Source organism: Bacteroides sp. A1C1, assembly GCF_004328515.1.
In the GTDB taxonomy this organism is placed as follows: domain Bacteria; phylum Bacteroidota; class Bacteroidia; order Bacteroidales; family Bacteroidaceae; genus Bacteroides; species Bacteroides uniformis.
Map to the genome: position 1 here is coordinate 3,099,869 of NZ_CP036491.1, position 23,018 is coordinate 3,122,886.

Annotated in this window: 18 protein-coding genes; 8 read left to right on the plus strand and 10 right to left on the minus strand. The window is 45.4% G+C overall.

Features of this window, described 5'->3' with window-relative positions:
- Positions 1-15: 15 nt before the first annotated feature.
- Together EYA81_RS12575 and EYA81_RS12580 are read right to left on the minus strand one after the other, a co-directional pair.
- Complete coding sequence (locus EYA81_RS12575; RefSeq protein WP_117601136.1) at positions 16-678, minus strand: Crp/Fnr family transcriptional regulator; 663 nt, start codon at positions 676-678, stop codon at positions 16-18.
- Between the two features lie 82 nt (positions 679-760).
- Complete coding sequence (locus EYA81_RS12580; RefSeq protein WP_117965902.1) at positions 761-1,444, minus strand: rhomboid family intramembrane serine protease; 684 nt, start codon at positions 1,442-1,444, stop codon at positions 761-763.
- 170 nt (positions 1,445-1,614) lie between these two features.
- On the opposite strand from EYA81_RS12580, the gene EYA81_RS12585 reads away from it, so the two are divergent.
- The 3 genes from EYA81_RS12585 to EYA81_RS12595 are packed head-to-tail and all read left to right on the plus strand — an operon-like array spanning position 1,615 to position 6,271.
- On the plus strand, positions 1,615-3,555 hold the full coding sequence (locus EYA81_RS12585; RefSeq protein WP_117965905.1) for a glycogen debranching enzyme N-terminal domain-containing protein: 1,941 nt from the start codon (positions 1,615-1,617) through the stop codon (positions 3,553-3,555).
- Positions 3,556-3,569: 14 nt separating this feature from the next.
- Positions 3,570-4,838, plus strand: a complete 1,269-nt coding sequence (locus tag EYA81_RS12590) for a glycosyltransferase family 4 protein (RefSeq protein WP_008666090.1) — start codon at positions 3,570-3,572, stop codon at positions 4,836-4,838.
- Between the two features lie 17 nt (positions 4,839-4,855).
- Positions 4,856-6,271: a glycoside hydrolase family 57 protein gene (locus EYA81_RS12595; protein ID WP_131225874.1), complete on the plus strand. Its 1,416-nt coding sequence runs from the start codon at positions 4,856-4,858 to the stop codon at positions 6,269-6,271.
- Between the two features lie 81 nt (positions 6,272-6,352).
- On the opposite strand, the gene EYA81_RS12600 is transcribed toward EYA81_RS12595, so the two are convergent.
- On the minus strand, positions 6,353-7,936 hold the full coding sequence (locus EYA81_RS12600) for a DUF4270 domain-containing protein (RefSeq protein WP_117601132.1): 1,584 nt from the start codon (positions 7,934-7,936) through the stop codon (positions 6,353-6,355).
- A 23-nt stretch (positions 7,937-7,959) separates the two neighbouring features.
- On the minus strand, positions 7,960-8,784 hold the full coding sequence (locus EYA81_RS12605) for a glycogen/starch synthase (protein WP_117601131.1): 825 nt from the start codon (positions 8,782-8,784) through the stop codon (positions 7,960-7,962).
- A gap of 246 nt (positions 8,785-9,030) precedes the next feature.
- Here EYA81_RS12605 and panC point away from each other — a divergent pair, with 246 nt between their 5' ends.
- Both panC and panD read left to right on the plus strand, forming a co-directional pair.
- The gene (gene panC / locus EYA81_RS12610; protein ID WP_117965911.1) at positions 9,031-9,888 is read left to right on the plus strand and encodes a pantoate--beta-alanine ligase; all 858 of its coding nucleotides are present in this window, start codon (positions 9,031-9,033) and stop codon (positions 9,886-9,888) included.
- 32 nt (positions 9,889-9,920) lie between these two features.
- Positions 9,921-10,274 carry an aspartate 1-decarboxylase gene (gene panD, locus EYA81_RS12615; protein ID WP_005823568.1) on the plus strand — a complete coding sequence of 118 codons (354 nt, stop codon included), beginning with the start codon at positions 9,921-9,923 and terminating at the stop codon, positions 10,272-10,274.
- Between the two features lie 64 nt (positions 10,275-10,338).
- On the opposite strand, the gene EYA81_RS12620 is transcribed toward panD, so the two are convergent.
- Entirely contained in the window at positions 10,339-11,985 is a 1,647-nt protein-coding gene (locus EYA81_RS12620; RefSeq protein WP_131225876.1) for a S41 family peptidase, read from the minus strand.
- Between the two features lie 106 nt (positions 11,986-12,091).
- On the minus strand, positions 12,092-14,392 hold the full coding sequence (locus EYA81_RS12625; protein WP_131225878.1) for a bifunctional dihydroorotate dehydrogenase B NAD binding subunit/NADPH-dependent glutamate synthase: 2,301 nt from the start codon (positions 14,390-14,392) through the stop codon (positions 12,092-12,094).
- 196 nt (positions 14,393-14,588) lie between these two features.
- Between EYA81_RS12625 and EYA81_RS12630 the strand changes: the two genes are divergently transcribed.
- From EYA81_RS12630 to EYA81_RS12640, 3 genes are read left to right on the plus strand one after another with little or no spacing between them, the layout of a single operon-like run.
- Positions 14,589-16,724 (plus strand): outer membrane beta-barrel family protein, encoded by a 2,136-nt coding sequence (locus EYA81_RS12630; RefSeq protein WP_227186385.1) that lies wholly within the window; start codon positions 14,589-14,591, stop codon positions 16,722-16,724.
- A 5-nt stretch (positions 16,725-16,729) separates the two neighbouring features.
- The gene (locus EYA81_RS12635; protein ID WP_131225880.1) at positions 16,730-17,743 is read left to right on the plus strand and encodes a sensor histidine kinase; all 1,014 of its coding nucleotides are present in this window, start codon (positions 16,730-16,732) and stop codon (positions 17,741-17,743) included.
- Between the two features lies 1 nt (position 17,744).
- Entirely contained in the window at positions 17,745-18,446 is a 702-nt protein-coding gene (locus tag EYA81_RS12640; RefSeq protein ID WP_119961247.1) for a LytTR family DNA-binding domain-containing protein, read from the plus strand.
- 147 nt (positions 18,447-18,593) lie between these two features.
- Here EYA81_RS12640 and serS read toward each other — a convergent pair whose 3' ends face one another.
- The 4 genes from serS to EYA81_RS12665 form a co-directional block, all read right to left on the minus strand.
- Positions 18,594-19,868 (minus strand): serine--tRNA ligase, encoded by a 1,275-nt coding sequence (gene serS / locus EYA81_RS12645; protein WP_119961246.1) that lies wholly within the window; start codon positions 19,866-19,868, stop codon positions 18,594-18,596.
- A gap of 141 nt (positions 19,869-20,009) precedes the next feature.
- Entirely contained in the window at positions 20,010-20,279 is a 270-nt protein-coding gene (rpmA, locus tag EYA81_RS12650) for a 50S ribosomal protein L27 (RefSeq protein WP_117601126.1), read from the minus strand.
- A 22-nt stretch (positions 20,280-20,301) separates the two neighbouring features.
- Complete coding sequence (gene rplU, locus EYA81_RS12655; protein WP_005828892.1) at positions 20,302-20,619, minus strand: 50S ribosomal protein L21; 318 nt, start codon at positions 20,617-20,619, stop codon at positions 20,302-20,304.
- Between the two features lie 225 nt (positions 20,620-20,844).
- Positions 20,845-22,857 carry an HAD-IA family hydrolase gene (locus tag EYA81_RS12665; RefSeq protein WP_131225881.1) on the minus strand — a complete coding sequence of 671 codons (2,013 nt, stop codon included), beginning with the start codon at positions 22,855-22,857 and terminating at the stop codon, positions 20,845-20,847.
- Positions 22,858-23,018: the final 161 nt, after the last annotated feature.

Consider the following 23,018-nt stretch of genomic DNA (forward strand, 5'->3'; position numbering starts at 1 on the left):
TCTCGGTTCAGGTGGTTATAAGAGTTTTTCTGCGTTGGGAATCATCATCTCGCCTCTGTGCAGTTCGAGCAGACCTTTCTCCTGCATGCTGTTCAGCGCTCTCGATACTCCCACGCGGGTATCATTGACCACCTGGGCCAGTTCTTCCATTTTTATTTTCAGCGTTTTCCTGCCTGCCGGACGTTCGATGTGTGTTAGGATAAAGTTGCCGATACGTCTTTCAAGGTTGTCGGTGTTTTCTGCCCAAAGGCGGTTGCTCAGACTTTGCGCGCGGTTGCTGATGATATTCATGTAATTCAGGCGGAATATATCATATTTAAACAATTCGCTCATGACGAAAGCCTTGCTTATGCTAACAGTGTGGGTCTCAGTTTGGGCGGTATAGGTCGAGACATAGGAGGTGCTCATCCCGAATAGGGATTGTGGCTCGATGACATAAGGCGCTTGAAAATATTCCGTGAAGCTGTATGAGGTATTAGCGGATGAAGTACATGAGGAGATTTCACCTTTCAATACGAATATCAGTTGACTGCATGTGTCACCGGCTTTCACGATAACTTCGCCGGCTTTATGCTTTGTAAAGTTCAGCTTGACTTTTCCTAGGATATTGGTAAAGTCTTCTTGTGCGAGTCCTTGAAAGAGTGGCAGTTGCAATAATGTATCAAACATTGTATTCATGATGCTTTTTCTTCTTGTTTTGAAACAAAAGTAGACATTATCAAGGTGTACTGTAAACTCTTTGCCCCTCTTTTTGTTTTTTTTATTGTTTCTTAAACGTGCTGTTGTCCTCTTCTGCCTTGTGGTCCGAATCCTCTTTTTCTGAATCCTCTTCTTCCGTGTCTTCCTCTTCCTCCTCTCCGGCAAACGGATCAGGCCGTTGTGGTCCGTATCCCATAAAGCATATGGCGCATAGCGTGCCTGCTATGGCTCCGCTAAGGTGTCCTTCCCAAGAAGTGGTGGCCTTTGCAAATTGTGGGAACATATTCCATACCAGGCCGCCATATAGGAACGTTATCAACAGTGAAATGGCGATAAGCGGTACATGTTTGCGCAGTATGCCGCTGAAGAACAGAAAGAAAGCCAGTCCGTATATAATGCCACTGGCTCCGATATGCCATCCCGGTTTCCCTATAAGAAAGGTAAGTGTACCGCATCCTATCCAAATGGCAAAGAAAATGTAGGGGGCTATATGGCGGTAGAAATAGAACAGACACCACATCAGGAAAAAGAGTGGAATCGTATTGGCGAGCAGATGCTTGAAGCTGCTGTGCACCAGTGGATGTGCGAAAATTCCGAACATACCCCGCTGTTCCATCGGATATACTCCCAGTTGTGTGAAGTTCCAGTCCATGCCTATCTCCAAAAACTTCAAAATGTATAAAATGAATAGCAGGAATAGGGGTATAACCGCCGCCAATGCCATTCTGCGTATATCATGCTTCATATTTCGTACAGTGATTGCTATTTTTGTACAATACTACGGAATATTTGACGAAAACCGAAAAAAAACTGACTTTTTATTTTGCCTATAAGCTTTAATTCGTATTTTTGGGCATCGCTACATGGCTTGTAGCGCATATACCGAAATAATTAACCTTTAAATAATGCACAACTATGAGTTATTTACGATTTGACAAGACCCTGATGATTAATCTGCAAGAATCTTTGCCAAGGGAGATATTGCGGACGAATAGGTCGGGAGCCTATCATTGTACAACAATTGTAGATTGTAACACACGCAAATATCACGGTCTGTTGGTGATACCGGTCCCCAACCTTGATGATGAAAACCATGTGCTGCTGTCTTCTTTGGATGAAACTGTAATTCAGCACGGTGCGGAGTTCAACCTGGGGTTGCATAAGTATCAAGGGAACCACTTCAGTCCTAACGGACACAAGTACATTCGAGAGTTCGACTGTGAAAATATCCCCACAACTACCTATCGTGTAGGAGGTGTCATCCTTCGTAAAGAAAAGATTTTCGTACATCATGAAAATCGGATTCTGATTCGTTATACCTTGGTCGATGCCCATTCGGCAACTACACTCAGATTCCGCCCTTTCCTGGCATTCCGCAGTGTGCGCGAGTACACGCACGAAAATGCGCAGGCAAGCCGCGACTATCAGTTGGTAGAGAATGGCATTAAAACCTGCATGTATCCTGGTTATCCGGAGTTGTTCATGCAGCTCAACAAAAAGAATGAGTTCCACTTCCAGCCTGACTGGTATCGTGGTATTGAGTATCCTAAAGAACAGGAACGCGGATATGACTTCAATGAAGACCTTTATGTGCCGGGATATTTTGAAGTTGATATAAAGAAAGGGGAAAACGTTGTCTTCTCCGCCGGTATTTCCGAGATTTCCCCCCGCAAGCTGAAGCAGACTTTTGAGTCCGAGGTGGCCGACCGCACTCCGCGTGACAGCTTTTACCACTGTCTGAAAAACTCGGCGCACCAGTTCCACAACAAGCAGGGAGAGGAGCATTATGTGCTTGCAGGTTATCCTTGGTTCAAGTGCCGTGCCCGTGACTTGTTCATCTCCCTGCCGGGTCTTACTTTGGCCTTAGGCGAGCAAGATGAATTTGAAGACGTGATGAAAACAGCCGAAAAGGCTATCCGTGAATTTATCAATGGAGAACCTTCTTCCTATAAGATATACGAGATGGAGCATCCGGATGTGCTGCTGTGGGCTGTCTGGGCTTTACAGCAGTATGCTAAGGAGACTTCGCGTGAAAATTGCCGGCAGATGTACGGTAATCTCCTTGAGGAGATTGTTGACTATATCCGTGAACGCAGGCATGGCAATCTCTTCCTGCACGAAAATGGATTGTTGTATACCAATGGTACCGAGAAAGCGGTTACCTGGATGAACTCTACCGCCAATGGCCGTCCGGTTATTCCGCGTACGGGCTATATTGTGGAAGTGAATGCACTGTGGTACAATGCCCTGCGTTTTGTAGCCGATATGGTGCGGGAGGGAGGCAATGAAATTCTTGCTGATACACTGGACGCTCAGGCAGAAGTTACCGGAAAGTCTTTCGTAGACGTATTCCGCAATGAGTATGGCTATCTGTTTGACTATGTGGATGGTTATATGATGGATTGGAGTGTACGTCCCAACATGATATTTACTGTTGCTTTTGACTATTCTCCGTTGGATAGGGCCCAGAAAAAGCAGGTACTCGATATTGTGACGAAAGAACTGTTGACTCCGAAGGGTTTGCGTACACTGAGCCCCAAGAGTGGCGGATACAATCCGAATTATGTAGGTCCTCAGATTCAAAGAGATTATGCCTATCATCAGGGTACGGCATGGCCGTGGCTGATGGGTTTTTACATGGAAGCATATCTGCGTATCTATAAAGTGAGTGGCGTGTCGTTTGTAGAAAGATACCTCATCGGTATGGAAGATGAAATGACTTCCCATTGTATTGGCGCATTGCCCGAACTCTTCGATGGTAATCCTCCGTTTGTAGGAAGAGGGGCGGTGTCATTTGCCATGAATACGGCAGAAATCCTGCGTATCTTGAAGTTATTGTCTAAGTATAATTTATAAAAGGAGGAACGAAGATGAAAGTTTTAATGTTTGGATGGGAATTTCCTCCCAAAATATATGGTGGTCTTGCGGTTGCTTCTTATGGAATAACTAAAGGATTAAGTTTGCAGGGCGATGTGGAAACTACTTTCTGCATGCCCAAGCCGACGGGTGAAGAAGAGGACTTCTTGAAGATAGTAGGCATGAACCAGGTGCCTATCGTGTGGCGTGATGTCGATTACAATTATTTGAAGTCGAGGCTGACGCGCAACATGACGCCGGAAGATTATTATTCTTTCCGCGACCATATCTATTCGGATTTCTCTTATATGCACGTCAATGACATAGGCTGCATGGACTTTGCCGGCGGTTATCCCGGCAACCTGCACGAAGAGATAAACAACTTCTCGGTGATTGCCGGAGTAGTGGCTCGCCAGCAGGAATTTGATATTATTCATGCCCACGACTGGCTGACGTATCCTGCCGGAGTGCATGCCAAGATGGTGAGCGGAAAGCCGCTCTGCATCCATGTGCATGCTACGGACTTTGACCGTTCACGTGGAAAAGTCAATCCTACCGTCTATTCTATGGAGAAGAACGGTATGGATTATGCCGACTGCATCATGTGCGTGTCCGAACTGACCCGTCGCACGGTTATTGAGCAGTACCATCAGAATCCCAAGAAGGTGTTTGCCATGCACAATGCCGTCTATCCTCTCTCGCAGGAATACCAGGACATTCCACGTCCCGACCATTCCAAAGAGAAGATTGTGACATTCCTTGGCCGCATCACCATGCAAAAGGGACCGGAATACTTTGTGGAAGCTGCTTCACTGGTATTGCAGCGTGCCCGTAACATCCGCTTTGTTATGGCCGGTTCGGGAGATATGATGGATGCCATGATTAATCTGGCAGCCGAGCGGGGCATCGCCGACCGGTTCCATTTCCCGGGCTTCATGAAGGGAAAGCAGGTATATGAGGTTTATAAGAACAGTGATGTATTCGTTATGCCTTCCGTTTCCGAACCTTTCGGTATTGCTCCGCTGGAAGCCATGCAGTGTGGAACTCCTTCCATCATTTCAAAGCAGTCGGGATGCGGTGAAATTCTTGATAAGGTCATCAAGACCGATTATTGGGACATTCATGCAATGGCCGATGCCATTTACTCTCTCTGCACTAATCCCGCTCTCTTCCAATATCTGCAGGAGGAAGGCAAGAAGGAAGTGGATGGAATCACGTGGGAAAAAGTAGGCTTGAGAATCCGCGCCCTCTATGAGGATGTGTTAAGAAACTATGGTAAATAACAAAAACAATAATAGAAATGAGAACTATCTGTCTTTATTTTGAAATACATCAAATCATTCATCTGAAACGTTACCGTTTCTTTGATATAGGTATCGATCATTATTACTACGATGATTATGCCAATGAAACCAGTATCAATGATGTAGCCGAACGCTCTTATATCCCGGCATTGAACACTCTGATTGAAATGGTGAAGAATTCCGGAGGTGCGTTTAAAGTGGCTTTCTCCATTTCAGGGGTTGCGCTGGAGCAGTTGGAAATATATGCACCGGCTGTCATCGACTTGTTGCACCAGCTGAATGATACTGGTTGCTGTGAGTTCCTTGCCGAGCCTTATTCTCATGGCCTTTCTTCTCTGGCCAACGAGGATTGCTTCAAGGAAGAGGTGATGCGTCAGAGCGCTAAGATGAAGCAAATGTTCGGTAAGGCGCCGAAGGTGTTTCGTAATTCCAGCCTGATTTATAATGACGAGATTGGTGCGATGGTGGCAGCTTTGGGATTCAAGGGCATGCTGACGGAAGGAGCCAAGCATGTTTTGGGTTGGAAGAGTCCGCACTATGTATACCATTGCTCCATGAATCCTAACTTGAAGTTGCTGTTGCGTGACTTTAAGCTGTCTGACGACATCAGCCTACGCTTCTCCAACTCCGAGTGGAACGAGTATCCTTTGTTTGCCGACAAGTACATCAACTGGATTGATGCTTTACCGCAGGAAGAGCAGGTCATCAACATCTTTATGGAACTCTCTGCTCTGGGCATGGCACAGCCGTTGTCTTCCAATATTCTGGAATTCCTGAAGGCACTTCCATACTGTGCCAAAGAAAAGGGGATTACTTTCTCCACACCGACGGAAATCGTTACTAAACTGAAATCTGTTTCCCAGTTGGACGTTCCATATCCGATGTCTTGGGTGGACGAAGAAAGAGATACCAGCTGCTGGCTGGGTAACGTGATGCAGCGTGAAGCATTCAACAAGTTGTATAGTGTTGCCGAACGTGTCCATCTCTGTGATGACCGTCGTATCAAGCAAGACTGGGATTATCTGCAGGCAAGTAACAACTTCCGTTTCATGACTACCAAGCAAAGCGGTGTCGGTTTGAACCGTGGCATTTATGAATCTCCTTTTGATGCTTTCACCAATTATATGAATATTCTTGGTGACTTTATCAAACGTGTCGATTCTCTTTATCCGGTAGATATAGATAATGAAGAACTGAATGCATTGCTGACCACTATCCAAAACCAAGGTACCGAGATAGAGGAACTTCATAAGGAATTGGCGAAAGCGCAGACCAAACTGGAGAAGATAAAGGCTGCGGAAAAGAAAGAGGGCAAGGCTACAGCTAAATCTGCCGCAGAAAAAACGGCAAAGGCCAAGGCTTCTGCCAGAAAGCCTGCTGCAAAGAAAACAACTAAAAAGGCTGCTGAATAATATCGGCAGCTTTCCCATCAATCATAAAAAAGCCTTCCGCTCATTGTAGAGCGGAAGGCTTTTTTATGGAATATCTGTCAGTTACTTGTTGAAACTGGTGTATGTAACTTCTATCTTCAGAGGCGATTCCACTTCGCCTTTTGCATTCTCTTTCGGACCGCCTTTCAGTTTGGCATATCCCGGCTTGAGGTCGTTTTGGATACCGGTTATGGTTTTGTTGCCGCTACTGCTTGTACTGTTGTCATAGGTAATGGAAACCGGAATCAGCAATACCTTATCCCAGTCTTCATTTTCTTTGTTCCAAGTTTTTTCCCACTCTGTCTCATTCCAAGAACTGCCGGCCTTTTCTTTGGCGGCTTTCTTGGCAGCTTGTTTTTCGTTGATGCAAGTGGTAACCAACCGGGCGATGTTGCTGAATACATATTGATTAGTGGCAAATGCATTGTGGGTGGTTGTAAATGAGGTAATATTATCCATGACTTTGTTCTCTTCAAAGAAGCTTTTCAAGTCTTGTTTACGTATCAACAGCACGTCATTGGGAGCACTCATGCTATATTCATAGTCACTGTTTATATTATAATTCGTGAAAGTTAACTTCACGGCATTCAAGGTGTCATTGGTCAGTTTATTGTATATTGAATCGTATGGCATGGTAGCTTGAGTGAAGATACCGGCAGGAGATTTGATATAGGTATGTTGAGTTTCGGCAGCCTTTGCTTTTATCAAATCAGAATTCAGAAACTGGTTTGCCTGGATAACCTCTTTGGTAGAGGCGAATACAGTTTGCATGCTATAGAACAAAGAGTCTGTACCATCTTTTTTCTTCAGTGCTACACCGGTAGTATCATTTACGTGGTGGAAACGGAATTGCATTTGCAGAGCCACATAATCCACATAGAGGATGGTTCCATCTCCATAATCGCTCTTCACGTATACTCCTTTGAAAATCTTGTCTATGAAAGTTGCGGCGTCTTTAAAGTATTCGGGATGCTCGCGATAAACCTTCAATATTCTGTCTTCGCCGAAGGTTTTCTTGTCCAATGGGAACGTTACATTGGGATAGAAAGTATAATAACCGTTATTGTCCTTTTCAAATCTCACAGAGTCTGGAACAGACGTGTCGAAAGCTGAATAAGCCTTACGTCCGAGCAGGGACTTGGGGTCATACTTATTGTAGTACTCCTCTGGATTGATGTTGGTATAGCGATTTTTGTCCAGCTTCTTGTCCAGTTCATAGACACTCATTCGGCATGCATTCAGGGAATCGCCGAACCAACTGGAATAATAGACTGCCAGTTGTACTGAAACTACCGAGTCGGCAGTCATTGTACCTGTTGCCTTGATTGGATTTCCTTCACTGTCCCATTCGGTCACTTTATACACTTCCGGAAGTGAGAAGTTCTCCGTACAGTTCAGCTCCGTAAGGAAACTTGTTTCGTAATAACCGAATTCCGGGTCGGAAAACTTGCCTATATAGCCGGTACTCGTTTTGGCAAATACGGAATCAACGGGAAATGAACATGTTGTTACATTAAAAGTAGCAGTATGCGCTGACATGCCGTCAGAATCGGGCAACATACCCAGGCCTAATGTGCCGGTGTTGTCATCGCATCCAAAGAAAGTCAGGACTGCCAAAAGTAATGTTCCCAGATATCTTACTTTCATAGTTTTAACTGTCTAAATCGATTTTATTTTTGTTCTGTTTTCCATACCTTGTCGTAGAAGTCGTTGCAGGCTTCAGCAAAGTTTTCGGGAGATTGATATTCCAATACGGGCTTTCCGGATTCGCGGGCATAGTTCAGTACTTCCTCATTGACGTGTTCGCTTTGCTGTATAATGCCGTCGGAGAAGTCAGCAGCCAGTTTGCAAAGTGCTGTGTAGTCAATGGGTTCCTTCAATCCTGCAATATCTTTTTTGGCAATGCCTTTCAACAATAGCTTGTTAGAAAAGTCTGTGTGGAAAGCTTGTTTGAAGTCATCTTCATAAAGGGAAAATATGACTTTGGCATCTCTGAAAGAAGGTTCGTCTTTATAGGCTTTCTTGATGTACAGAGGCGCTAAAGCGGTCATCCAGCCGTGGCAGTGGATGATGTCGGGACACCAACGCAGTTTCTTCACCGTTTCCAGTACGCCGCGGGCATAGAAGATGGCACGGGCATCATTGTCTTCATACTCTTCACCATTTTCGTCTGTTACCTGCAAGCGGTTCTGGAAGTAGTCATCGTTGTCGATGAAGTATACTTGCATACGTGCAGACTGGATAGAGGCAACCTTGATGATGAGCGGGTGATCGGTATCGTCAATGATGAGGTTCATGCCGGAGAGTCGTATCACCTCATGCAGCTGGTTTCTGCGTTCGTTGATATTTCCCCATTTTGGCATAAACGTTCTGATTTCTCTGCCTTTTTCTTGAATAGCCTGAGGTAGGTTTCTGCCTACGAGGGACATTTCGGATTCTGAAACGTAAGGGGTAATTTCTTGGGTTATAAATAAAACCTTGTTCGCCTTTGTCATAATAACAATGTTCTCAATTATTCTGCAAAGATATAAAAAAAATCGGGCAATAAAGCAAACAGAGCCCGTCTATAATTCCTTATGAATTGTTAACTGATTGTTGTTCAGTGAGAAATCTTCTTTTGGAATTGTCGGAAAGTGTACTGAGTTTTGCATTAATTTGTGATATTTCTTCTTTATATGCTAAATAATGGTTTATTTTGCACCGCTTTTGAGAACAACCAAGTTATTATATAACCAATTAAAATGGAAATAGTACATACTATCAAGGACTTGCAGGCCGGACTTTCGGCTTTGAGAGCCCAGGGAAAGAAGATAGGTCTGGTACCTACGATGGGTGCCTTGCATGCCGGTCATGCCTCATTGGTGAAACGTTGTGTGGCAGAAAATGACGCTGCCGTAGTAAGCGTTTTTGTAAATCCGACCCAGTTTAATGACAAGAATGATTTAGTGAAATATCCCCGTACGCCGGAGGCTGATTGCCGTTTGCTGGAGGAGTGTGGAGCGGCATTTGTCTTTGCTCCTTCGGTGGAGGAGATGTATCCGGAACCGGATACCCGCCGTTTCAGCTATGCACCGCTGGACACAGTGATGGAAGGGGCATTCCGTCCGGGACATTTTAATGGTGTTTGCCAGATTGTGAGCAAACTGTTTGATGCTGTGCAGCCGGATCGTGCCTACTTCGGCGAGAAAGATTTCCAGCAGCTGGCAATTATTCGCGAGATGGTCCGCCAACTGAAGTATCCTTTGGAAATTGTAGGCTGTCCCATTGTTCGTGAGGAAGACGGGTTGGCTCTGAGCAGCCGCAATGCCCGTTTATCTGCCGAAGAACGCAAAAATGCACTGAGAATTTCGCAGACTTTATTTGAAAGTCGTACCTTTGCAACCTCGCATACGGTAACTGAGACACAGAAGTTTGTGGAAGACACCATCGCAGCCACCCCCGGATTGCGTTTGGAATACTTTGAGCTGGTGGATGGCAGTACCTTACAGAAGATTGCCGATTGGGAGGAAACCTCTTATGCTGTGGGTTGTATCACGGTGTTCTGCGGGGAAGTCCGTCTGATTGACAATATCAAGTACAAAGAGCCTGCTGCCTTGTAATTTATAATTAGTAATTCGTAATTTATAAAGATATGATGATTGAAGTGTTGAAGTCGAAAATCCATTGTGCCCGCGTCACGGAAGCAAACCTGAACTATATGGGAAGCATTACGATTGATGAGGATTTGATGGATGCTGCCAACATGATTGCCGGCGAGAAGGTGTATATAGCCGACAATAATAACGGTGAACGTTTTGAAACCTACATTATTAAGGGCGAGCGCGGCTCTGGAAAAATTTGCTTGAACGGTGCGGCAGCCCGCAAGGTGCAACCTGATGACATCGTTATTATCATGTCCTACGCGCTGATGGACTTTGAAGAAGCCAAGTCATTCAAGCCGACGGTGATTTTCCCCGACCCGGCAACGAACAAGGTGGTGAAGTAGTCTCTTTATTGAAATATGGAAATAAAGCCCCGTTTGCAATTTTTCTGTAAACGGGGCTTTGTTTTTACTTCTGATTCTTCCCCGCAGGGTTCGTATGAGAATGAGGAGCCGATTTAATCTTATCGAGTAAATACAGAATCTCAGTTTGGACATCGAAATTATATCTTTGGTAGTCCTGATAGGTGGGCATCAAGTCCGGATAAAGTGTGTGGGCACACCGGTCTTTGCCCGGAAAGCATATTTGTATGGAGTTGGAGATAGAGCCTTGCATGCCGGTATAAGGTAACCGGAATAAGGTTTGTTCCATATAGGTATTGGGGGCTTGTCCACTGGGTATTCCTACAAGGGTAGCACCCATTTTCCACAGATAGAAAGTGTAGTGGAAAGCTGCACTGAAGGTACGTTCGTTGGTAATGACGTAAATGTGTTCCGGAGTATAGAGCGCCTTTCCTTGTTGCTTTCTCAGTTCTTCCGGTACACTGGACATACAGTTCTCGATGAAGTCGGCCCGTCGCTGTTCTATGTTTGTGGTATCTGCTTCGTCCGTACTAAAAGTGTAGTCACCGTAGGTATAGTCTGTTCCGTATGTTTGGTTGAAATCCTGCAAGTTTGTCTGTAGTTTTTGCATGTAGAGGGGAGAGATGATACGATAGAATTTTATATCCATATCCGTTTGCAGGAAGTGGTCACCGAACAGTTGGTAAAGTGTGGGTAGGACAATCGGAGTCCAGCCGCCGCTATTGTTGCGCAAATCTATGATGAGAGTGGAGGAGGCTTCCTTCTTCATCTCTTTCAACATATGGGCGAAAACTTCGGAAAGGGACGGGAGTTGCCGAATGGCTTGCAGGGTATCGGCGGGCATATCTTGTTTCAAGATATCCCGATAATAGAATCCTATTTGCCGGTATAAATCTTTCAGCCCTTGTTTTTGCATATACTCAAAATTATCCCGTGCCATGATACTGTTGATATTGATGAGCATTATTTGCTTGTCGTTGTCTACGAACTGATAGGTCAGTTGTTTGTCTGTATAAGCTTTCCAACTGTTATTGTGTTGCATGGGTGTGTTTTGCACTTCCTGCCTTGACAATAAGGGAAGGGTTAATCCTCTTGATTTGCCGTCGGGAGTAAGAAGTGAGAGGTGAAGGTTGTCTTTCATTTCAGGGAAAAGCTGTCTCAAGAAATGTTCCGTAGGCATGGACTTGCATAGATTGGCATAACGGTCATATAGGTTTTCACTGGCTTGGATAGCGGCAGTGCGGGCCAGTACCTCTTCTAAAGAATCTCCGTTGATGGTTGTGATACGGCTACCTAACAAGTCTTTGTACGTTTCAGGGATTCCTTGAAGTATAATGCCGTCGGGGATGGTGCGTACTTCCAGTGCCAGGTAACGCTGCTTTGCTTGTTGATTGGCTGTGGGAGGTAAAAGGTAGGTGTGTCCGTCTTGCAGATTGGATAGGAAAATGCTTACCTTGTCAAAAAAGGTCTGTTTCGTACTGGGAGTCCGGCGTAACTCGTTCTCCAGATGGAAAGCTTGTTCGTAGAAGAATACTTTTCCTCCGAAGCCGCTGTAAGGGTCAAGATGGGTTGCTGTCAGTTCTTTTACCAGATACCGAAAGTCTGAAGCAAGGGAATCCCCGTTTAGGGGCTCTTGGGCGCTTGCCAATAGGGAAGCCAGACAGAGAAGGAAGGATAGATGAATATGTTTCATATTCTTGAAATATTAAGTTGTATATTAGAAGGGGAAAGTAGAAGGAGAGGTTGTAGTAGAATAAAAAAGGTGGAGTTCGTATGTCTCCACCTTTCATGACAGATTCTTATTTTTTTAGCTGTTCGTTCATCGCTGCTGCTGCCTTTCGTCCGTCTCCCATGGCAAGGATTACGGTAGCACCTCCGCGGACAATGTCTCCTCCGGCAAAGATGGTCGGGATGGACGACTGCATGTTATCGTTGACGGCAATCGTTCCTTTCCGGCCCAATTCCAGTCCCTTGATGGAGCTTGGGACAATCGGGTTGGGAGATACACCTACGCTGACGATGGCAAGGTCAATGTCGATGGTTTCCGTGGCTCCGGGGATGGGTACGGGACTGCGGCGTCCGCTGGCATCCGGTTCACCCAGTTCCATTTTCTGAAGCACCACTTGTTTCACTTTTCCTTGTTCGTCGGCAATGTATTCGATTGGGTTGTGGAGGGTCAGGAATTCTACACCTTCTTCCTTGGCATGTTTCACCTCCTCGATACGTGCCGGCATTTCTTCTTCCGAACGACGGTAGATAATTAGGGCGCGCGCTGCACCGAGGCGGCGTGCAGTACGCACGGAGTCCATGGCAGTATTACCGCCGCCTATCACGGCTACACATTTGCCGAAGGGAACCGGTGTATCGGAATCTTCACTTGCCGCATCCATCAGGTTGACACGGGTCAGGTATTCATTGGACGAGAGGATATTGATGGAGTTCTCGCCGGGGATGTTCATAAAGTTGGGCAGTCCTGCACCGGAAGCTACGAATATGCCTTTGAAGCCTTCCTCTTCCAGTTGTTCCACGCTGAGCGTCTTGCCGATGATACAGTCCTTGACGAATTCTACTCCCATTTTGGCAAGGTTGTCAATTTCCACATCCACCACTTTGTTGGGCAGGCGGAACTCAGGAATGCCGTATTTCAATACACCACCAATCTCGTGCAGTGCTTCGAAAACAGTCACGTCATAGCCATACTTCGCCATATCTCCGGCAAATGACAGACCGGCGGGACCTGAACCGATGACAGCTACTTTGATACCGTTCTTTTCCTTGATTTCAGGTATGGAGATTTGTCCGCTCTCTCGTTCGTAGTCAGCGGCAAAACGTTCCAGATAGCCGATGGCTACCGGCTTTTCGTTCATCTTCAGATGGATACATTTGGATTCGCACTGTTTCTCTTGCGGACAGACGCGACCGCAGACGGCAGGCAGCGCACTGGTTTCTTTCAGTGTCTTGGCCGCTTCGAGGAATTCACCGCGCTCAATGTTCTTGATGAAGCGGGGGATGTCGATACCTACCGGACAACCTTCCGTACATCCGGGGTTGGCGCAGTCCAAGCAACGTTTGGCCTCTGTCAGCGCTTGTTCTTTCGTTAACCCTTGGTTGACTTCCTCCTTGCGGCTGTGCGAGCGGTATTCTGCATCGAGCTCGTTCATCTCCACGCGTGGAATGGCAGTCCGTTCTTTGGCTTTTATGGATTTGCGTAACTCCTGACGCCATGCAGCATTACGGCTTTTCTCATCTTCCATGTTTTCACCGGTAGCTTGGCAGGTCTGAGGTTCTTCCAGCTTGTGCATCTCCTCGCGTTCGATGCTTTTAAAAGCGCCCATACGCTTCAGCATCTCATCGAAGTCCACTTGATGTCCGTCGAACTCAGGGCCGTCCACACATACAAATTTGGTCTTTCCTCCGATGGTGATTCGGCAGGCGCCACACATGCCGGTACCGTCAACCATAATCGTATTCAGGGATACATCCGTGGGGATTTCGTATTTCTTTGTCAGCAAACAAACAAATTTCATCATGATGGCGGGGCCGATGGCGAAACACTTGTTCACCTTCTCGCGCTTGATGACTTCTTCTACGCCTTCCGTCACCAGACCTTTTCGTCCGTAGGAGCCGTCGTCGGTCATGATAATGACTTCGTCGGAGCTTTCGCGCATCTCCTTTTCAAGGATGATCAGTTCTTTGGTACGTCCTGCCAGTACGGTGATGACGCGGTTGCCGGCAGCTTTCAGCGCTTGCACGATAGGGAGCATGGGAGCTACGCCTACACCACCTCCGGCACAGACCACAGTACCGAAGTTGTCAATGTGCGTAGCTTGTCCCAACGGGCCGACAACATCCGTAATGTAATCGCCTTCGTTCAGTTCGCAAAGACGGGTAGAGGAGAGCCCGACTTCCTGAACCACCAGTGTGATGGTTCCCTTTACCGGGTCGGCTTCCGCAATGGTAAGCGGCATACGTTCGCCTTTTTCGCCCACACGTACAATGACAAAGTGCCCTGCCTTACGTGATTTGGCAATCAATGGTGCTTCAATGACTAACTTAAAGACCTTTTCAGAAAAGTGTTCTTTGCTAATGATTTTATTCATTATCTAATAATTTTGTTGGTGTAATTACGCAATTACTGTCAGATTGATAGATTTTGCAAAGATAGGGGTTATTTGGTAATATCAAAAGAAGAATAGGGTAAAACTGCATGTTGTCACTGGATAACATCCCTTTGTCACTATAATTTGTTCACTTTCTACAGCCTGCCTACTTTTGAAATAAAAAATGAGGAAGAGTATGTATCGAAATGTTTTTTTAGGGGCAATTTTATTGAGTATGCCTTTGGTGGTTTGGTCGCAGCAGGATACGATTGCCGACCAGCGTTTGGAAGAAATTATGGTAACTGCTAAACTCCCGTTGGTAGAAATATCTGCCGGTAAAACAAGTTATCGGATGGATGCATCTGTCACTCAAAGTACGGGCAGTCTTTATGATGTTCTTGCTTCCCTGCCGGGAGTCGTGATAGATTCCAATGGCAATATTTTGTTGAACGGACAAAGCGGTGCAACGATTCTGATGGATGGCAAGCCTACTTATCTTTCGGGAGATGAATTGATGAGTCTGTTGAAATCTACTCCTGCAACTAATGCTGATAAGATAGATTTGATAACCCAGCCTTCCGCACGCCACGATGCGGCGGGAAGCTCCGGGTTGATTGATATACGTACAAGAAAAATAAGGCTGCGCGGTGTGAATCTGGCCTTGAACGGCAATGGCAGTCTTGGACGGACGGGTGGCGGTTATGGCGGCGTTTCCATGAATGTCAGGGAGAATAAGTTCAATCTTTATTTGAATTATTCGTATTATCAGGGAAAGGATGTCATAGACTTGTTTATCGACCGTGCGTTCGAACGGGATGGAGGAAGAATGATGCAGGACTCTTACCGGAAGCGTAGGAATTATTCGCACTATTTTCGTACCGGATGTGATTATTATCTCAATGAACGGACAGTTTGGGGAGTCTCGTTGGGTGGAAACTTTTCCCGGCAAAAGGAAAATGCAGGCATGTTTACGGAAATCCAAGAAATCGGAGTTGCGGGAAATACTTATAGCTATGCGGAGCAAAACCGGAACAATCTTTCTGCCGGGACCAGTATGGTGCATAAGCTTAAAAGAGAAGGGGGAGAACTCAGCGCTTCTTTTGATTATTTCCATTATTACCGTGTTGGAAACCAGTTGATGGATAGTTTTAAGCCCGATACATTGAAAGGGGACATGAAGGGAAATACCGACTTATATGTCGGACAGATAGATGCGGTTTATCCATTAAGTGAGGTTTGGAAGTTGCAGGCCGGAGTCAAAACCTCATTTGTTACGATAGACAATACGGCAGGTTATATGCGTCCGTCGGCTTCCGGCTGGCTGCCGGACGGGGCGCTTGGTTCCCGATTTGTATATGATGAAAATATCAATGCCTCCTATCTGCAAGCCGGCTATGAGAAAGACCGCTTGAAAATCTCAGCGGGTCTAAGGTTGGAACATACCCATGTACACGGGGACTTTGGAGGAAATACACAACAGAAAGACTCTTCGTTTACAACGAATTACTTCCATTTGTTTCCTACCATTGCTTTGCAATACGGTTTGACTTCGGAACATTTGTTTCAGTTTTCGTATGGCAGGCGTATTACCCGCCCCAATTATGGTGATTTGAATCCTTTTACCTACATATTCGATGACTATACCCATGAAGGAGGAAATACAAAACTGCATCCTTCCTTTTCTGATAATATAGAGTTGGGGTATGTGTATCGTGACTGGTTTCAGACGGTTCTCTTTTTCTCGTATACAGATGATGCTATCATGAAGAGCTATCGCGAACAAGAGGAACGGCGTATCTATGTAATGCCTCAGAATCTGTCTTCCTATGTACAGACGGGTGTGCGTGTACATGCTGCCAACCTCTCACCTGCTTCTTTTTGGAAAGTGAATCTGACCGCTATCGGTATTTATAATAATTATGGTTGGACGGAACAAGGGCAGAAAATGAAAAACCGTATGTTTACCCCGATACTCGGCTGCATGAACCAGTTTGCTTTCGCTTCAGTATGGTCGGCCGAACTTTCGGCAAATTATAATGGGCGAATGGCCTACGGACAAGCCACTGTACATCCGGTGCTGGAGGTGAACATCGGTATCCAAAAGAAGATGTTCCGTAACAGATGCACCGTTACCTTGTTTGCCAAGGATGTATTCAACACCAATTATCAAAAAGTAGATATTCGGTCTCCCGGTGTGCAGGCGTTTGTTGACGAACGGCACAACAAACGTGTGCTGGGTATTGCTTTCTCTTGGCGTTTTCAAAAAGGCAGCGATACAAAAGAAAGCAGAAGGAAAAAAGAAATAAATGAAACAAAAAGAGTAAATTTGTAACTACTATGGGCAGACTGTGGAACAAATGGCTGATGCCGGCATTATTTGCCGTGATTCTTTTTCTATGTATTCGTGTGGCGAATGATATTCCGAAACATGAATACTATTGGGAAAGTAATGAGTGGAATTTCATGTTGAAGGATATGCTTGTGGTACTCTTCATGTCTTACCCTATCTTTTTTCTATTGAAGTATTGGCTTTGTTTGTGCCGGAAGCGGAAGTTGGTGTGGTGGCAGGAATACGGGGTGGTTGTCCTGACAGCTCCCGTCTGGTGTCTTCTGACGATGTGGGTTATCCGCTTTTTGATGGGGGTAAGTCTTGATTTATACGATGTGCCTATTCCCGCCATAGTCAGTATGTTGCTTGGCGGCTTCTTCTATATATTCTTGCGTAATCAGATGATACAGAAGGAAAACGAAGCTCAACGCCTGCAATTGGAGAAGATAAAAAATGACCAGCTCCAGACAGAGCTGAAATTCCTTAAAGCACAATATCATCCACACTTTCTTTTTAATGTACTCAATACGGTTTATTTTCAGATAGATGAGAATAATGAGGCTCCACGGCATACTCTTGAGCAATTGTCCGATTTGCTTCGTTACCAATTATACAATGACGGGGAGAAAGTGCAAGTTCGTGTGGAAGTGGAATATCTGAAACAATACATCAGCCTATGTAAACTTCGTGCTACGAAGCGGCTGCAGTTGCAGATGCATTTCGATGAAATGGAGGCGCAGGTTGAGATTTATCCATTGTTGTTTGTACCGTTGGTGGAGAATGCTTTCAAATATGTGGGAGGGAACTATTTTATAGCTATGGATATGTGTCTGAAAGAAGGCAAGTTGTGTTTTAGTATTGAAAATTCTATACCGGAACCATTAGTGCACCAGAAAGGAAAACATGGAATCGGCATAGAAAATCTGAGGCGCAGGCTGGAGCTGCTATATCCGGAGCGTCATACGCTGGACATAAATAGAGGAGATACTTTGTTTAGAGTAAAACTTGTGATAGAATTATAGGATGAAACAGGTAAAATGTGTAATAACCGATGACGAGCCTACTGCATGTGAAGGATTGCAACGCTATGTGGAAAAGGTGGATTTCCTTTCTTTAATGGGTGTATGTGAAGATGCTATGCAGTTGAACACTCTTTTGCAGACTGAGCAGCCGGACTTGTTGTTTCTGGATATTGAAATGCCTTATCTTTCGGGGCTTGAACTCTTGGCATCTCTTGCCCATCCGCCTCATGTGATTATCACTTCCGCTTATGAGCAGTATGCATTGAAAGGTTATGAACTTGATGTTACGGACTATCTGTTGAAACCGATTTCGTTTGACCGGTTCCTGAAAGCGGTGAATAAAGTACATGGTCTTTTGCAGCAGGAGAAATGGCCGGATGAAGCTAATAATTTTATATTTGTCCGTTCAGACCGTCAGATGCATAAGGTGTTGTTTAAGGATATTCTGGTGGTGGAGGGGCTGGAAAATTACGTCTGTATTTATACGGAAAGCACAAAGCTGCTTGTACGTTCTACCATGAAGCGTATGATAGAGGCTCTTCCTGGTGGAGTATTTCAGCAAGTCCATAAATCATATCTGATAAATTTGGAAAAGATTGAGATGATAGGTGGCAATCGGATTATAGTTGGGAGGCATACTGTTCCGGTGGCACGTAATTTCCGCGAGGAGGTGTTTGCACGTATTTTGAAGAATACTTTGTAGTTGCGCAGGAGAAGCTTGTCATGATAAAACTCTGGGCACGAATTACATGGATTTCACGTTTTTTGCTAACCGCAACTGTGAAATTCATGTAATTCGTGCCCGAAAGAAAGTGTCAAAGGCGTATTGCTGCACGTGACTATTATGGCCTTAGTCTATTATTTCAAATCCCGTATACGGAACCAATGCCTTTGGTATGCGGATTCCTTCTGGAGTCTGGTTGTTTTCCAGCAAGGCGGCAACGATGCGTGGCAGAGCGAGTGCGGAACCGTTCAGCGTATGGCAAAGCTCTGTTTTCTTTTCTGCCGTACGGTAGCGGCATTTCAGACGGTTGGCTTGATAAGTGTCAAAATTAGAGACGGAACTTACTTCCAGCCAGCGTTTCTGTGCTTCGGAATACACCTCAAAGTCAAAACAGAGGGCAGCCGTGAAGCTCATATCGCCACCGCAAAGGCGCAGGATGCGGTAGGGGAGTTCCAGTTTTTGAAGCAAACCTTCTACATGGTCCAGCATTTCCTGATGAGACTGTTTGGAGTGTTCCGGCTTGTCGATGCGCACCAGTTCTACTTTGGAGAATTCGTGCAGACGGTTCAGACCACGTACATCTTTTCCGTATGAGCCGGCTTCGCGACGGAAACATTGAGTATAGGCGCAATTCTTGATGGGCAACTGTTTTTCGTCCAGAATCACATCGCGGTAGATGTTTGTTACCGGAACTTCGGCTGTAGGAATCAGATATAAGTCGTCCACTTCGCAATGGTACATTTGTCCTTCTTTATCGGGAAGTTGCCCCGTGCCATAGCCGGAAGCGGCGTTCACCACTGTCGGCGGCATTACTTCTGTATAGCCGGATTTGCGTGCCTCGTCCAGGAAGAAGTTGATGAGCGCGCGTTGCAGTTGTGCACCTTTGCCTTTGTATACGGGGAATCCGGCACCGGTAATCTTAACGCCCAGGTCAAAGTCTATCAAGTCATATTTCTTGGCCAGTTCCCAGTGGGGCAGGGCATCTTTGGGCAATTCGGTTTCCATGCCGCCCATCTTCTCTACCACATTGTCGTCGGCACCGACGCCTTCGGGTACACTGTCATAGGGAACGTTGGGGATGGTGTAAAGTAAAGTCTGCAAATCGTTGGCAGCCTGCTCCATATTGGCTTGCAAGTCTTTGTTGACTTCTTTCAGCTCGGCCACGCGGCTTTTGGCGGCTTCTGCTTCTTCTTTCTTACCCTCCTTCATCAGTTGTCCGATGGATTTGGAGAGTGAGTTGGCTTCTGCCAAGTTTTTATCTAAGATGGTTTGATTGGCTTTTCTTTTGTCATTGAAGTCCAGCACTTGTGCAATGGTTTCTTTCGCATTCTTGAAGTGCTTCTTTTCCAGTCCGCGGAGAACCGCGTCGGTATTTTCTGTAATTTGTTTGATGGTAAGCATATCTTATACTTGTTTTTATGTTATTCGGTTTTGTGAGTGCAAAGATATGGAAAAAACAAATAAAGTGTTGCTTTTGACATGAAAGAAAGGGATGCAATCCATTCGGATTGCATCCCTTTTCCTTATTTCTTGTTCGGAAACTTATGCTTCTGCGTTTTCTGCGGGGATAACAGAAACTGAACGTCTGTCTTCCTTGCCTACTTTGAACTTTACAGTTCCGTCTACTAAAGCGAAAAGAGTGTGGTCTTTTCCCATGCCGATGTTCTCACCCGGGTGGAATTCAGTACCTCTTTGACGAACGATGATGTTACCTGCCTTGCAAGCTTCGCCACCAAATATCTTAACGCCTAATCTCTTGCTCTGTGATTCGCGGCCGTTCTTAGAACTACCGACACCTTTTTTATGTGCCATTTTTTCTTACTGTTTTAATTGATTAAGCTACTACTTCTGTAATTGTTAACTCTGTGAATTGTTGACGGTGACCGTTCAACTTACGATAACCTTTTCTTCTTTTCTTATGGAAAACGAGAACTTTATCGCCTTTTACCATGTTTGATACGACCTGGCAAACAACCTTTGCACCCTCTACTGTGGGAGCACCTACGGTGATGTTGCCGTCTTTGTCTACCAAAAGAACCTTGTCAAACTCTACTGTTGCACCGTTTTCTGCATTCTGGATGTGGTGTACAAACAGTTTTTTGCCAGCTTCTGCTTTGAATTGCTGACCGTTAATTTCTACAATTGCGTACATTTCTTATATTAATGTATAAGTTAGCTCCGTCGGGTGGTCTCTAATCACTTAGAAAGCACTTGGTCGAACCCGGTGCGGAATAATCGGGCACAAAAGTACTCTTTTTATTCTAAATGGGCAAATGTTCTTTTGCTTTTTTATTCTTTTAGTGCAGATTGTACTTTTGGCCTATTGGAGAAAAACTGTTTCATCAAGAAGAGACAATTTATGTAGGGATGGTTGTTGTTACAAGATGAATTTCAGTACATAGATACCGGCCAGCATTAGTGCCATGACGAGGCATGCAAATATGACGAGTAGCACAAGACTGTAAGTCAGCATGAGGATAGTGCGCCAAAAGCTTCTCCACCAGGTGCAGCGGTACAATTGTTTGTAATCGCAACAGAATAGGAAGAAAATAAGCCATAAAGGCAGCTCATACAAATCGTCTACCTTTGCATACCCGTTGAAAGGCAGCACGATGATGCTTAGCAGGAGTATCTGGCAAGCTATGTAGGCTTGTATGAATACATGCTCCGTGGTATTGTAGTTTAACTTATATTTCCGGCGTCGGAAGGCAAGTTGGGTAGCAAGTGCAAACAGAGGCAGTGTGGCAATGATGCGGAATGCTTTGTTTCCGTGTCCCCAGCTCTTCATCAGATTCCATACTTTCATTAGGAAAGGAGAGTTCTGGAAGACTTTTTCCAGTCTGTCTCCCACCTCCGAGGTGTCGTTTACAAACTCATCGATGAGGTCGCCATCATCGCTGTTCGATTCGGATACCTGTGTGGCAGAAGTGGAGGCGTTCTTCTCTTCCAGTTTGTTCAGGCTTTTCTCCAGGCTTTTTATAGTGATGGCGAGGGCTCGCTTTTCCTCTTTGCTATAGGTTTTCTCCATCTTTTGGGTAAGCTTCTCTTTAGCGGCAATGATTTCTTCTTTGTCTGTCTGCTCTGTCTTTTCCGTCTTTGCTTTTTTGCTCAGAGCTTCCGGGTCTACCAGTTGCACAGCCATGATATAAAGAGCTGCAAGAATGAAGAGTGTCTGGAACGGGCGAAAATACTCTATACGCTTACCACCGATGAAGTCTCTAATCATGTATCCCGGACGGTAGAGGAGTTCCAGAAGGGTACGTCCAAAACCATTGTCTATATTGAAGAAGCCTCCGGCAATGTTTTTAAGGGCGTTGCTTAGCCGGTAACGTGGAGTGTTTCGGCTTTGTCCGCAACGGTTACAGTAGTTGCCGGTATAGGTGGTGCCACAATTCAGGCAAGTGCAGGTTTCGGTACTCGCAGGAGGAGTTTTCCTTCCTTGTATCAGCTTGATGTGGAATGCACGCAGGCGTACTGCGTAGGGGTGCCACCATGAGTCGATGAAAGTTCTTGCTTTGTTGGGCAGTATCCTTCTTTTTGGGAGGATGCCCCACAATGTTAGTATGAAGACAACCGGGAAGAAGTTGCTGTCGTCGGTCATGTCCAGCTCTTCAATAGCCAACCAAAAGAGTGTCAATAGAAGGAGGATTTGCCAGGCATTTATCCTTTTCTGTTTCCGGGGAGAAGTGGCATACATATTTTCCGGTCGGATGGGGCTTTCAATCTTGAATATGGAGGGATGCTCCTCCTGAACTGCCAGCAGTTCTTCCAAAGTGCTCATTATTTTCCGGTGTGGGTACTTTTCCAATTCTTTGGCAGTGGTTACTCCGTGGGTGACCCCGGCAAAGTCTACTCCGGCCGCTTGGGCTGTTTCCGCATCTATCGTGCTGTCGCCTATATAGAGGGTATCGGTTTTGCTGACATGTAGCCGCTTAATGGCAAGGAGTAGCCCTTCGGGAGATGGCTTGGCGGTTTTCACGTCTTCACCACCCACGATGATGTCTATAAAATCTTCAGGAAAATGCTGGTCGAGGAGTTCCTTGATGCGGAATCGGTATTTGGTCGAGATGATTCCGATGCGGGCGCCAGAGTCCTTTAGTGCAGTCAGTACAGACTTGGTTTCCAGGAAAAGCACCGTATTGACAGTCATATGCGTATCGGCCTCTTTTCGGTATTCTGCCTTGAATCCTGCCAGTTGTCCGGCATCTGTCACGCCGGTGAGGATGGAAAAAGAGTTTTCCAGAGTCTTGCCGATGGTACGTTTGATGTCGTCATCTGTAACCTCTGTATATCCGTGACGGGTCAGTACGTTGCGGAAACAAGTGACGATTCCGCGGGAAGAATCAGCAAGCGTATAGTCAAAGTCGAAAAGATAGGTCGTGTAATTCATTGTGACTTTTTGTGGCAAAGATAGTGTAAAGTATATTTTTACAAAATAAAAAAGAGGATTAATCGGAATTTTGTATTACTTTTGTTTGCATGAATTCTGTTGAAAAAGTGACAAGATGTGTAAGTGTTTTATCCGGTTAGGTTGTTATACTATACACGTTA

Bases quoted from the DNA above. Each gene is read 5' to 3' on its own strand.
- EYA81_RS12575 (WP_117601136.1), bottom strand. From the start codon at position 678: ATGAATACAATGTTTGATACATTATTGCAACTGCCACTCTTTCAAGGA.
- EYA81_RS12580 (WP_117965902.1), bottom strand. From the start codon at position 1,444: ATGAAGCATGATATACGCAGAATGGCATTGGCGGCGGTTATACCCCTA.
- EYA81_RS12585 (WP_117965905.1), top strand. From the start codon at position 1,615: ATGAGTTATTTACGATTTGACAAGACCCTGATGATTAATCTGCAAGAA.
- EYA81_RS12590 (WP_008666090.1), top strand. From the start codon at position 3,570: ATGAAAGTTTTAATGTTTGGATGGGAATTTCCTCCCAAAATATATGGT.
- EYA81_RS12595 (WP_131225874.1), top strand. From the start codon at position 4,856: ATGAGAACTATCTGTCTTTATTTTGAAATACATCAAATCATTCATCTG.
- EYA81_RS12600 (WP_117601132.1), bottom strand. From the start codon at position 7,936: ATGAAAGTAAGATATCTGGGAACATTACTTTTGGCAGTCCTGACTTTC.
- EYA81_RS12605 (WP_117601131.1), bottom strand. From the start codon at position 8,784: ATGACAAAGGCGAACAAGGTTTTATTTATAACCCAAGAAATTACCCCT.
- panC (WP_117965911.1), top strand. From the start codon at position 9,031: ATGGAAATAGTACATACTATCAAGGACTTGCAGGCCGGACTTTCGGCT.
- panD (WP_005823568.1), top strand. From the start codon at position 9,921: ATGATGATTGAAGTGTTGAAGTCGAAAATCCATTGTGCCCGCGTCACG.
- EYA81_RS12620 (WP_131225876.1), bottom strand. From the start codon at position 11,985: ATGAAACATATTCATCTATCCTTCCTTCTCTGTCTGGCTTCCCTATTG.
- EYA81_RS12625 (WP_131225878.1), bottom strand. From the start codon at position 14,392: ATGAATAAAATCATTAGCAAAGAACACTTTTCTGAAAAGGTCTTTAAG.
- EYA81_RS12630 (WP_227186385.1), top strand. From the start codon at position 14,589: ATGTATCGAAATGTTTTTTTAGGGGCAATTTTATTGAGTATGCCTTTG.
- EYA81_RS12635 (WP_131225880.1), top strand. From the start codon at position 16,730: ATGGGCAGACTGTGGAACAAATGGCTGATGCCGGCATTATTTGCCGTG.
- EYA81_RS12640 (WP_119961247.1), top strand. From the start codon at position 17,745: ATGAAACAGGTAAAATGTGTAATAACCGATGACGAGCCTACTGCATGT.
- serS (WP_119961246.1), bottom strand. From the start codon at position 19,868: ATGCTTACCATCAAACAAATTACAGAAAATACCGACGCGGTTCTCCGC.
- rpmA (WP_117601126.1), bottom strand. From the start codon at position 20,279: ATGGCACATAAAAAAGGTGTCGGTAGTTCTAAGAACGGCCGCGAATCA.
- rplU (WP_005828892.1), bottom strand. From the start codon at position 20,619: ATGTACGCAATTGTAGAAATTAACGGTCAGCAATTCAAAGCAGAAGCT.
- EYA81_RS12665 (WP_131225881.1), bottom strand. From the start codon at position 22,857: ATGAATTACACGACCTATCTTTTCGACTTTGACTATACGCTTGCTGAT.